At 60.8% G+C, this 13,269-nt stretch carries 2 protein-coding genes; one reads left to right on the forward strand and one right to left on the reverse strand.

Going from position 1 to position 13,269, the window contains the following annotated elements; translation table 11 throughout:
* Positions 1-80: 80 nt before the first annotated feature.
* Entirely contained in the window at positions 81-10,850 is a 10,770-nt protein-coding gene (locus AC1D2P_RS02180) for a peroxidase family protein (protein WP_109786815.1), read from the reverse strand.
* Positions 10,851-11,528: 678 nt separating this feature from the next.
* On the opposite strand from AC1D2P_RS02180, the gene AC1D2P_RS02185 reads away from it, so the two are divergent.
* Entirely contained in the window at positions 11,529-13,265 is a 1,737-nt protein-coding gene (locus AC1D2P_RS02185) for a type I secretion system permease/ATPase (protein WP_046030880.1), read from the forward strand.
* Positions 13,266-13,269 lie beyond the last annotated feature (4 nt).

A 13,269-nucleotide genomic window follows, 5' to 3' on the forward strand; every position in this document is an offset into this window, starting at 1 on the left:
TTTTTTTTCAAAAAAAAGGGAGGGCATCCATTGCCCTCCCTTCATTTTTCACGCTTGTTGCGGCATTACTGACCAGTTCCTCAAGTGGCCAGAATGAAGTCGTTAGCAGTGACGGTTGTTGCGTCGGCCACACCGACCAGGCGGATGGAGTCAGCTCCTGCGAAGCTGAGCAGGGTATCCGCACCGACGTCGGAGATGGTGACGCTGGCGGCAAAGTTCACCGCCGTGATGTTCAACGCGGTGATATCGAGCCGGTCCTGGCCTCCTCCATTCGGGTTGGCATCGAAGCCGGTAATCTGATCGGTCCCGAAGCCTGCTGCGAACATGAAGACATCGTTGCCACCGCTGGCAACCATCAAGTCGTTGCCAGCACCACCAGTGACCGTATCGTTACCATTGCCGCCATCGATAAAGTCATTGCCGATGCCGCCCAACAAGGTGTCGTTATCGCCACCACCGAGCAAGGTGTCGTTGCCATCGCCTCCCTGGAGCAGATCGATGCCGTTACCGCCATCCAGGCTGTCATTACCCAGCCCGCCGAGCAGCGTGTCGTTGCCTGTCCCGCCATTCAATGCATCGTCCCCGTCTCCGCCGTCGAGGCTGTCATCGCCCGTTCCGCCGTTCAGGGTATCGGTGCCAAGGCCACCCAACAGTTGGTCGTTACCGGCATCGCCATTGAGCGTGTCGTTACCGCCGTTGCCGATGAGGATGTCGTTGCCGCCACCACCACTGAGGTTGTCATTGCCTCCCCCTGAGGTGATGGTGTTGTTCAACCCGTTGCCGTTGCCGACGAAGTTACCGGCTCCGGTGTAGGTCAGGTTCTCGACGTTACCATCCAGGGTGTAGTTGCCCAGCGACGTTTGCACGCTATCCACACCGCCACCCGCCACCTCGACCACCACATCCCCGGCGGCATCGACGACGTACGTATCGTTGCCGGCTAACCCCACCATCCGGTCACCACCTGCACCGCCATTGAGGACGTCGTTACCGACCCCGCCAGTGAGGGTGTTGGCCAGCGCGTTACCGGTACCGGTGAAGTTAGCGACACCGGTATAGGTCAGGTTCTCGACGTTGGCACCGAGCAGGTAGGTCGTCAGGCTGGTTTGCACCAGATCGGTACCGCCATTCAGCGCCTCGATTACGGTGTCACCGACGTTGTCGACCACAAAGGTGTCGTTGCCGGAGCCGCCGTTCATGACATCCGCGCCGAGCCCACCGTTGAGGGTGTCGGTTCCGTCCTCGCCATTGAGGATGTCGTCATCGTTTCCGCCGTTGAGCGTGTCGTTGCCGGTGCCGCCAAACAACTGGTCATTACCGGCCAGGCCATTCAACGTATCGTTGCCGCCCAGACCAAACAGCACATCGTTACCCGCGCCACCGGTGAGGGTGTTCGCCCCAGGGGTGCCTTGCAGCACCACGCCAGCCGGTACCGTAACCGCTGCGGTTGCCGCAGAGGTCACCGTTTCCAATGCGCCGAAGCCATCGGTGTAGGTCACGATCACCCGCAGTTGCAGGTTGCCCTGCGCCACGCCAGGGGTGAAGGTCGCAGCGGTCGCGCCGTTGATGTTAGTGAAGGAAGCACCGACACCTTGCTGCCATTGGAAGCTGAAGGTGCCCAGCCCATCCGCATCGGCAATCCCGCCAGTCAGCGCGGTCAACACCTGTCCTTGATCCGGTGTCGTATCGCTGATCAGCAACGCGCCTGTCGGTGCATCGTTGACGTTAGCCACCGGGTCCGAAGGATCGGACGCAATGCTTTCGTGCACACCGAAGTTATCCACGTAACTGACCACCACGCGCACCTGATCGTCGACCTGATCCTGAGTCAGCGTGAACGTGCTACCGGTGGCTCCGACGATGTCGACGAAGCTGACCCCGTTGGTCGCCTGCCACTGGTAGGTGAACTGCGGATTGCTGAGGCCATCGGCATCGACGATGGTCGACGCGTCAGCGGTCAACACCTGGTTCTGCACCAGAAGCCCGTTAACGGTCGGCCCTGTGGTCGGTGCGCTGTTCGCCGACGAGTCGACGATTTCCAGCGTGCCCTTGGCATCCTGATACACCGCCCGAACGCGGATGTTCAGGCCCGCCACATCATCCGCCACCCGGTAGGTGGTGCCGATCGCCCGCGATACTTCGCCGGCGGCGACAAAGGTGATGTCTTCATAGACGCCCGAGCCAGGAAGGTTTTCAACCTGCCAGTAGTAGGCAACCGCACCGTTAACCGCACCGGTCGGATTGCCAACACTCGTGTTGTCCGCGTCGTGTACCGCCAGATTGCTCACGCGCAGCAGCTGACCGGCGACAGGCGTATCGTCACGCACACCGGTGAGATCATCGAGGATCGCCAGGTGACCTGATGGGTCGCTGTTGACGGCAGTGCCAACGCCGGACGCCTGCGAAACATCAGAGAACTGCAGACGCTCGATGCCCGTCAGCCGATCGACGCCATCTCGCCCCACCACCGAGTCGGTCACAATGACAGTGTCGCCATCGACAACGACGCTGTAGTCCGTCGAAACACCGGAGAACACAGCGGTGTCGAAGCTGTTATCGCCGGCCAGGATCTCCCGCACGATGACCAGTTGGCCTGGGTTGTAAGTACCGTTCAACATGAACGGCACCATGGGCTCCATGCTGTTGAACGAGGCGATTTCCGGGCCAGTGCCATCAGCGTTCTGCCGCACGCTGATGCGTACGTTCAGCCACTTGTCACCGTCGAGGATGTCGTCACCACCGCGACCTTCGAGGAGGTCGCTGCCGCTGCCACCGAGGATGATGTTGCCACCGTCGTAGAACGTCGCTCCGGCTGCCAGCAGATCGGACAGGCCGTTGATCAGGCTGATGTTGGTCAGCACGCTGCCGGTTGCACCCGCGGTAGGCAGCGAAGTTGCATCTTCGTTATCACCACGCAGGAAGTCGCCGTGCGAGGAACCCGACAGACCTTCCATGATGTCGAAACGCACGAGCGCCGAGGCACCCGAACCCGGTACTGGCGGTACATCGAAAAAGCGGTCGCTGTAATCGATGGTCACGCCTTGTGCCAGATCCTTGAAGGTCGCCCAGTCATAGCCGGAGCCGCCGATATAGCGGTCACCCATGCCGAGACTGCCGACCATGATGTCGTCGCCGCCTTCGCCGTTGAACTTATCGTTCTCGTTACCGCCGATGAAGACATCGTGGCCGATCACCGGGTCGTTGCCGAGCGGGTCGAAGTTGTCGCCAGGCGCACCGTCAGATGTGCCCTTCTCGATCCAGTCGTCGCCTTCGTTACCCATGTCCTGTTCGTTGGCTTTGCTGCCCAGGATGAAGTCATTGCCCTGGCCACCAATGGCTTCGGAGGCGTCCTCACCGGTCACGATGAAGTCGTTGCCGAAGCCGCCAATGATCAGGTTGATGCCGTTGCCTCCGTGCAGCACGTCGTTGCCGTCGCCACCCTGGATATTATCGTCGCCGCCAACGTCCGTGATGATGTCGTCGCCGGCGCCACCCCGCAGTTGGTCGTTGCCGTTGCCACCCTCGATGCGATCGTTGCCGGCATCACCCCAGACCGTGTCATCGCCACCCCCCGAGACGAGAATGTCTGCGCCGTTGGTGCCGCCCATCACGACGTGCTCATCACCCGAGTACCGGATGTAGTTGGCGTCAGGACCCGCCGTCAGCGGATTGTCGCGGAACACCACCTGCTGGTTGTTGTCGCTGAGCGGATCGGCGTTGCCCAGGCCATCGTTGTACTGCTTGGACTGGTCTACTTCCAGATAGAACGCAGGATCCGAGAACACCAGGCCTGGCAAGTGCGTGGCCGAGGTGTTGGCCATGATCAGCTTGGCGAACGAGTTGCTTTCAAGTTCCGCATTCATCGACAGGCCAGAGGTGCGTTCCAGGTAATAGAAGCGGTCGCCGTCCTGCAGTTTCTCCAGCTGGTTCTCGAACACGAAGTTGAAGGTCGTGCCGAGCATGCCGCCGAATGGGGTTTTCTCTTCGGCCAGGCCACCGATCCAGAGGTCGATGGCATCGACGCCCGTGATCGTCACACCCTTCAGATCATCAGCAGTGCCCAGCACGCCATCCTTGCCGGCCAGCGTTATGTTGGCCCAGGTACCGCTGCCGTTGAGGAAGTCCAGGCGGTCAGCCGGCGCACCCGCACCACCGAACACCAGCGCCATGGCTGCAGCTCGTTTGTCTAGCAGCGTGAGCGCCGACGTGATCGTGTCATGCGTGCCATAGGCTGCGATGAAGTTGATCAACGACTCCGGATGTTTGAGGTGCTGCACCAGATCGACCCAGCTGTTGTACGGCTTGAGTTGGGTATCACCGGTTTGGCTGTAGATGTCGCGGCGGATCGCGTTGAGCGAGGGAATCCCCACATCGCGGCCACGGGCGATGTTGATCGCCGGCAGGTCGAGCGGCAAACCGAGCAGGTTATTGCGCAGCGCCTCGGTGACGAACTCGTCGATTTCGTTACCGGCCTGGCGAGTCACCCCGCGGATGATCGCGCTGGTCGCATCCTCAGGCGTCACACCACTGGCGGCATACGCCAACGGGTTGAGGAACGCCGCGATCAAGCCCAGTTGCTGATTGGGATCAGCACTGTTCGGATCGCCCACCACGTTGAAATTGACGTCGAAGCGATCGACGGTCTCGGTCAGCATCGAGTGCCCAAACCGGTACACGGTGTGGGCGAACTCGGCGACGATCGAAGCATCGAGGTCGACGTCATAGACTTGGGTCGGTGCAAAGAACAGGTCGACCCGAGGCTGGATGGTCCGCGCAAATTCCTCGAACACCAAGTGTTGATACTGCATCTCGGTGCCGAACTTGGCCGCCTGGAACAAGCGCTCGCCATTCCACACCAGCGCATCGATCTCAGCCTGGTTGACTGGCAATGCACTCACCGGAGTGAGCAGCCACTCGTTGAGGAAGGCCACGTCATTGGAATCGAGCACCGTATCCTTGGTCTGCGCGACCAGCCGATTGTGCTCGGCGTGGAAGATCGCATGCACCGCGGTCAGGCCGATGTTTTCGTTGACCCGGCCGTCGCCAGCGATGTAGTGAGCGTCGAGCAGTTCGTTGTCATAGGTCAGGTTGTTGCCGCCTGGGCCAGTTGGCTGCGAATTGCCGACATCAGTGTCAGTATCCGCCTGCAGAACCCCGCCGACGATTACCGGCACGGCATTGTTGTTGATGTCGACGAGGAACTGGTGACCGGTACGCACTGCGTTGGTCAGGCTGATCGGGGCATTCGGATTGCCTTCGACCAGGACGTCATCCGCCGTGCCGCCAATACCATCAAGCCCTTTCATCACGACCATCGGGAAGCCGTTCGGCCCCTTGATGAAATTGCCATAGGCGTCGGTCGCCAATAGCGGGGCGTTATCGACGTCGGCATCGGTCAGGTGGATACCCAGGATGTCGTTGGCTTGCGCCTTGACCACTTTCCAGGTCGCCATGCCACCGATTTCGGTGTCATCTCCGCCGCCATACTTGCCATCCACCCCCAGGTCAATGTTAGTGATCAGCCTACCGGTCGCTATGGGGCCGTCGTCGGTCATTACATAACCGCGCAGGAACACCTGATGCGAGGGGTGCGAGCTGTAGGTCTGGTTTTGGTCCACGAATGGCGTCGTGGTGTTGGTTTGCTCATGGATGTCGTCTGCCGTGCCGAGAACGCCATCCGCCCCTGGCAGGTTGGTCGCGCGGCTCAACACCATGAAGTTAGTGTTGCCGCCTGGCACATACAGCGGATCATCCGGTTTCAACGGGATGAAGACCGTGCCCGAACCGCCCTTGGTCACGAGATCGAGACCATGATCGAAGAACTGCCCGAAGAAGGTCATCCAGGCGTTGAACGGCGCAGACAGCCCCGCATCCGCCGCGGTGTTCTCGAACAGGTACACATCATGGTCGTCGCCCGTACCGAACTGACCATCCAGGCCAGGGCTGGCGACTATCCGTACGCCATCCTTGAGCACATCGTCATTACCAGCCAGGCCGAAGTTGAGCACTCCGTCCACACCCGGGTCGTAAGCCGTGGCATAGGCCGCCGGGTTGTTCGCCGTCTGGTCAACGATCAGATTACTGATGGTACGAGGCTGCGAGTCAATCACAAGGCCGCCGTTGCTCGCATACGTCGTTCCCAATTCCGCTGGATTGAAGACCGGATCGGTCAAGCGCGGAAAGATGTTATCGGCAGCACCAAACTCGGTGTGGTTGTTGCCGTTGAGGTTCATCAGGTTGTTGTTCGACCCATCGACCGAACGCAGGCCCAACGGCGCGCGGATGTTCGGGATCAGCGAGAGGATGTCCTGCCCGTTCGCGTCTGCCTCGGCAATCTTGATCTGATCAAGGATGAAGTTGAGGTCGGAGCGAACCATGTGCAGGCCTTCGCCACCCGCCGTGGCATCGACGACAGGCACCTGCGCCGTTGGCACAACCGGCGCACCGGGAGCCACCACAGTAGTCGGCGCCGAGAACACTATTTCGGTCGTGCCATGACCATCCTGGTAGATCGCCTTGACCCGCAACGACAACCCGACGAGGTCAGGAGAGACCTTGAACGCGGTGCCGTCGGCACTCTGGAACGCCAGGTCGCCGGCCGGCAACAGGATGATGTCCTCGAATACACCGCTGCCTGGACTGGCTTCGAACTGCCAGTAGTAGGACACCGAGGTGTTGTTGAGAGTACCCAGCGGATTACCCGGCGCGATGTTGTTGCCATCGCGCACCAGGGCCGAGCTGACCGTCAGCGTGTCGCCCACCGTGATCGCTCCGCCGTTTCCATCCGTGACGGTCGGACTGCCCGTCGGCTGTAGATTCAGCCCAGGCACCAGCACTCGCTGGCTATCGGAGAACTGCAGGCGTTCGATATGCAACAGCGTATCGGTGCCGTCGCGACCGGCGACGGTATCGGTCACCGTCCAGACATCATCCGCCAGATTGGCCGTGCCGCGCGTGTCTTGAACCACCGTATATTCGGACTGAACCCCGGAGTAAATGGCAGTGTCGAAGGCCGCCCCGCCCGTCGAGGTACCGGGCAGGATTTCCCGCACGGCCTTGAGCTGACCCGGGTTATAGGTGCCATCCAGCATGAACGGGATCATATCGACCATGCTGTCGAAGGTGGCAATCTCTGGGCCGGTATGGTTGACGTCGCCGGGAGCATAAACGGCAATTCTGACGTTGATCCATTTGTCGCCGTCGATCAGATCATCGCCACCGCGGCCCTCGATCAAGTCACTGCCATTGCCACCGAGGATGATGTTGCCGGTGGCAAAGCCTGTGGTTGGCAAACCGGCATCGGCCAGGAACTGGTCCAGTCCTCGGATCAACGCCACATTGGTCAGCGCACTGCCCGTGGCGCCGCCGTGGTTGACGATGGTGACCGCATCCACATCATCGCCTTTGAGCACATCGCCAAATTGCGAACCGGACAAGCCTTCGACCTCGGCAAAACGGTCGAGAATCGAGGCCGGCGAGGCGCCGACCGGGTTGAACACCCCGGCGTTCTGGTTTGGCGCGTTGCCATGTGGCTGCGCCAGCGCGGCCAGGCTCAGGTCAACGGTCACGCCGACCTTGTCATTTTTGTAGGTCACCCAGTCGAAGCCGGACATGCCGTCCATCTTGTCCTGGGCATCGCTGCCGACAAAGATGTCATCGCCACCCTCGCCGATCATTTCGTCGAAGCCACCGCCACCGACAAAGATGTCGTTGCCGATCACATCGTCAGTGAGCAACGGCGCGAAGTTATCGCCAGGCGCACCGTCCTGGGCGCCCTTCTCGATCCAGTCATCCCCTTCGTTGCCGGTAGGTGGCAGGTTGGTCTTGGCGCCGAGGATGAAGTCGTCACCCCGACCGCCGAAGGTCGTGGTGATGTCTTCGGTGGTAACGATAAAGTCCTGCCCATCGCCCCCCAGGATCAGGTTGCCTGCAGCCAGCATGCTACCGGCCACGATCACGTCGTTACCGGCATTACCTTCCAGACGGTTGTCGCCGAACGAGTCGGTGATGATGTCATCGCCCGCGCCGCCGAGTACCGCATCGTTGCCGGCGCCACCTTCGAGGCGGTCGTTGCCTCCATCGCCGTAAAGGGTGTCATCGCCGTCACCGGAGATGATGATGTCATTGCTGGCCGTGCCGCCCAGGACGACATGGTCTTCACCGGTGTATTGCAGATAGTTACTGTCCGCCCCCGGGGTGTTGGGGTTGTCGCGGATCACCAGCGGCACGACTTCCACGCCGTTGATCATGATGCCGCCCGTCGGATCTGCTTTGCCGTCCACGCCAAGGTTCGTGAACTGATTGGCCTGATTCACTTCGAGAGTGAATGTAGGCGTCAGGAACACGGTGTTCGACAGGTGGGTGACATCGGAGTTGAGCATGATCAGCTTGGCAAAGGAGTTGTTCTCCAACTCGGTGCCGAAGTTCAGGCCCGCGGTACGCGACAGGTAGTAGAAGCGGTCGCCGTTCTGCAACGCCTCCAGCTGGGTTTCAAACACGAAGTTGAACGTCGAACCGAGCATGCCGCCGAACGGCATTTTCTGCTCGGCGAGGCCTCCGACCCAGAAGTCGACATCGTCCAGGCCCGTGATCGTCACACCCGTCACGTCGTCGGCAGTGCCCAACTGCCCGTCCGCGCCGGCCAGCGTCATGTTGGCATAGGCACCGGTGCTGTTCAGGAAGTCCAGGCGGTCAGCCGGCGAGCCCGCGCCGCCGAATACCAGCGCCAGGGCTGCAGCGCGTTTGTCTGCCAACGAGGTCACCGACGTAATCGTGGCATGCGTGCCAAAGGCCGCAATGAAGTTGACCAACGACTCGGGGTGTTTGAGGTGGTCGGCAAAGTCAGCCCAACTGATGTAAGGCTTGAGTTGGCTGTCGCCGGTTGAGTGGTACATCTCACGGCGTGCTTCATTCAACGTGGGGATGCCCGTGTCGCGACCACGGGCCAGGTTCAGGGCCGGCAAATCGAGCGGCAGGCCGAGCAGATTGTTGCGCAAGGCTTCGGTGACGAACTCGTCGATCTCATTACCGAGCTGACGGGTCACACCGCGAATAATCGCTCCTGCCGCTTCGTCCGCCGTCGCCCCGCTACCGGCGAACGCCAGCGGGTTGAGGAAGGCCGCGATCAGACCGAGTTGTGCGTCCGGGTTGTTCGGGTCAGTGAGGAGCGGATTGAACTCGGGGTCGAAACGATCGACAGTCTCGGTCAACATCGAGTGACCGAAGCGGTACACCACGTGGGCGAACTCGGCGAGGATGGCCGGGTTGATCGAGGTGTCATACCCGTTGGGCGCAAGGAATCCGTCGATCTGCGGCTGAACGGTCCGCGCGAACTCCTCGAACACCAGGTGCTGGTACTGCATCTCGGTGCCGAACTTGGCGGCCTGGAACAGGCGTTCGCCGTCCCACACCAACGCCGCGATTTCGGCGGGTGTGGTGGGTATCGCGGCCACGTCGTCCACCAGCCACTCATTGAGGAAGGCCAGATCGCCAGCAGCCAGAAGGGTGTCCTTGGTTTGCTGGACCAGGCGGTTGTGCTCGGAGTGGAACACATGGTGCACGGTGGTCAGGCCGATGTTCTCGTTTACCCGGCCGTCGCCGGCAATGTAGTGGGCGTCGAGCAACTCGTTGTCATAGGTCAGGTTGTTGCCGGCTCCATCAGCCGGCTGCGCATTACCGACAAGCGCATCAGCATCCGCCTGCAGAACCCCGCCGACGACGACCGGTGCAGCATTGTGGGCGATGTCGTCGAGGAAGCCATGCCCGGCGCTCACGGCGTTGGCCAGGCTGATCGGAGCATCCCGGTTGCCTTCGACCAGGATGTCATCCGCCGTGCCGCCAATACCATCAAGCCCTTTCATCACCACCTGGGGCATGCCGCTCGGTCCCCGGATGAAGTTGCCATAGGCATCGGTGGCCAGCAGCGGCACGTTGTGCACATCGGCGTCGGTCAGGTTGATGCCGAGAATGTCACGGGCCTGGGCCTTGACCACGGCCCAGGTCGCCATGCCGCCATTGGTGCCGTCGCCATCATCGGCCGTGCCGAATTTGCCATCGCCGCCAAGATCGCGGTTGGTAATCAAGCGCCCCGTTGCAATCGGGTCACCTGCCGCGTTGATGACGTACTCGCGCAGGAACACCTGATGCGAGGGGTGCGAGCTGTAAGTCTGGCTTTGGTCCACGAACGGCGAGGTGGTGTTGGGCTGGCCATCATCGGCAGTGCCGAGTATTCCGTCCGCGCCGGGGGTATGCACTGCTCGTGGCAGCACCATGAAGTTGGTCGGGCCGCCCGGTACGTACAATGGATCGTCCGGTTGCAGCGGAATAAACACAACGTCGGTACTGCTCTTGGTGACCAGGTCCAGGCCGTGGTCGAAGAACTGGCCGAAAAAGGTCATCCACGCGTTGAAGCCAGCGGTCAAACCGACGTCCGGTGATTCATTGGGAATGAAGAACACTTCTTTGTCGTCAGCCGTGCCAAACACACCATCCAGACCGGGGCTGATTACCGGGGCTGCACCGCCGTTCGCCGCCACCGCGGCCGGGTTGTTGGCGGTCTGGTCGACGATCAGGTTACTGATGATCCGAGGCTGCGGATCGACCACATTCCCTGACGCGGCGTATGCCGCTCGATACTGGGCATCAAGCAGGCGCAGGAACGAATTGTCCGCCGCGCCAAACTCGCTTTGCCCGGCAACCAGATTGTTGTAGCTGCCATCGACGGTTCGCAGGCCAAAGGGCACCTGACTATTGGGGAGCAAATCACTGAGGCTGGCACCACTGGAATGCGCTTCTGCAATAAATATTTGCTTGAGGATGAATTCCAGGTCCGCCTTGTTGAAATTGGCCATTTCGGTTGTCCTCGCTGTATCTGGGGGGAGAGCACGGGACGATAGAAATCCTCCCACGCCCAGTCAGGTGCTGGCTAACGCGGTTTGTTGGTGCATTTTTTTGGCGAGAGCAGGCGCGGGAAAGGCAAAGCCGTTCCCCGGGTGCGCACCTGGAATTCGCGAATTGAATGGCTCGCTGAGCGATCAGGCAAAGCGAATCCAGACCCTAGTTAGGCGGGCCATGGAAACGGGACGTAAAGGCAAACTTGCTAAACAGCCCCTTCACTCTGCAAAGGATCGAAATGATCGACATGTTCTGCTCCTCAGGAAAATCACCGCGCTTCGCGTTGCCAAAGTGATGGCAAATTTCTGGCGGGTGATCCCCCACAAGTAAGACTAAAGTTCCATAGCAAATGAATGTCAATTTTGTGTCGTTAAAACAGACGATCGGTGTCAGCGCGTCTAACTAGCTGTTTTCAATGGATATATAGATAGTCAGACTCAGCTATAGAGCGAAATGATATTTCAGAGTGTTTCACCGCGACCTACGCTCCTGCATAGGAGAGCAACGCAGAGTTTTCGGATGACTCGCCGCCTATAGAGCGACCAGCCTGCGTCGACTAGCTACCTCCAGAACGACATCTACTGCTAGCTGGTGCGCCGCAAGGGCTATCGGCTTTTCGACGAGGGGTGACCCCAATGCAAAAGCAATCGAGCACCCGCTCCGAAATCGCCGACACACTCTTTCGCCTGCGCCGCAGTTTTTACTTGCTGGCAGGGTTCAGCGGCGTCATCAACGTCATGATGTTGACTCCCGCCGTGTACATGCTGCAGGTCTATGATCGGGCCCTGGTCAGTCGCAACGTCACGACGCTGACCATGCTGACCTTTCTGGTGATAGGCCTGTTCTTGCTGATGTCCTCGCTGGAAATGGTCCGCACCCGCATGCTGATCCGGGTCGGCAACTGCCTCGACATGGACCTCAACCGCCGCATCTTCACCGCTGCATTCGAGCGCAACCTGAGCCGCGCCGGTGGTAATCCGGCCCAGGCCCTGCAAGATCTCGCGCAGGTTCGTCAGTTCCTCACCGGCAATGCCCTGTTTGCGTTCTTCGATGCGCCGTGGACGCCGATCTATCTGTTGGTCTCCTACCTGATCCACCCGCTGCTCGGACTGGTCACGCTGATCGGCTCGATGATTCTGGTGGGCCTGGCTTATCTCACTGAAAAGGCGACGCAGAAGCCGCTGGCCGAAGCCAATCAGGCCGCCATCTCCTCCGCCCTGTACGCCAACAACAACCTGCGCAATGCCGAGGTCATCGAGGCCATGGGCATGCTGCCGTCGATCAGCAAGCGCTGGTACCAAAGTCATTTGCGCATTCTGGAAATGCAGACCCTGGCCTCCGACCGCGCCGCCATGATCAGCAGCACCGGACGCTTCGTGCGCATCACGTTGCAATCGCTGATCCTGGGCGCCGGCGCACTGCTGGCGATCGAAGGCAAGATCACCCCGGGGATGATGATTGCCTGCTCAATCCTCACCGGCCGTGCGCTGGGTCCGGTGGAACAGGTCATCGCGTCGTGGAAGCAACTGCTCGGCTGCCGCTCGGCCTGGGGTCGGCTCAACGAGATGCTGAGCGATTATCCGCGTCGGCCACCAAGCATGTCGCTGCAGCGGCCGATGGGCATGCTGGCCGTGGAGAATGTGTACGCCGGTTCCCCCGGTACCAACAACACGATTCTGCGCGGGGTCAGCTTCAGCCTTGTCCCCGGCGAAAGCCTTGGCATTATCGGTCCGTCCGCCTCTGGCAAATCCACCCTCGCCCGCCTGCTGGTGGGCGTCTGGCCGGCACAGGCCGGCAAGGTGCGCCTGGACGGCGCGGACATGTTCACCTGGAACAAGGGCGAACTGGGCCCCTGGCTTGGCTACCTGCCACAGGATGTGGAGCTGTTCGAAGGCACCATCGCCGACAACATTGCGCGCTTTGGCGAAGTGGACAGCGACGCGGTCATCCGTGCCGCCAAGAGCACTGGGGTGCACGAGATGATCCTGCGTTTCCCTCAGGGTTACGACACCCGCCTGGCCACCGATGGCAGCCCGCTTTCCGGGGGACAGAAGCAACGCATCGCCTTGGCCCGCGCGCTGTATGGCGACCCCAATCTGATCGTGCTGGATGAGCCGAACGCCAACCTCGACGACGTCGGCGAAAAGGCCTTGGTCGATGCGCTGGCCGAACTCAAGGGCCGTGGCGCCACCGTCATACTGATTTCCCACCGCCCCAACGTGCTCTGCGCCGTCGACAAGGTGCTGATGCTGCGTGACGGAGGCGTGCAAATGCTCGGCACGCGCGAAGAAGTATTCACCGCGTTGCGCAAGGCCAGTGTGATGCCTGCAAACGCGCCGACTCCGCTGGCCTCCGTCAAAGCACGGGAGTGATCGA

The organism is Pseudomonas sp. P1_F1_2 (assembly GCF_056405815.1).

Bases quoted from the DNA above. Each gene is read 5' to 3' on its own strand.
- AC1D2P_RS02180 (WP_109786815.1), bottom strand. From the start codon at position 10,850: ATGGCCAATTTCAACAAGGCGGACCTGGAATTCATCCTCAAGCAAATA.
- AC1D2P_RS02185 (WP_046030880.1), top strand. From the start codon at position 11,529: ATGCAAAAGCAATCGAGCACCCGCTCCGAAATCGCCGACACACTCTTT.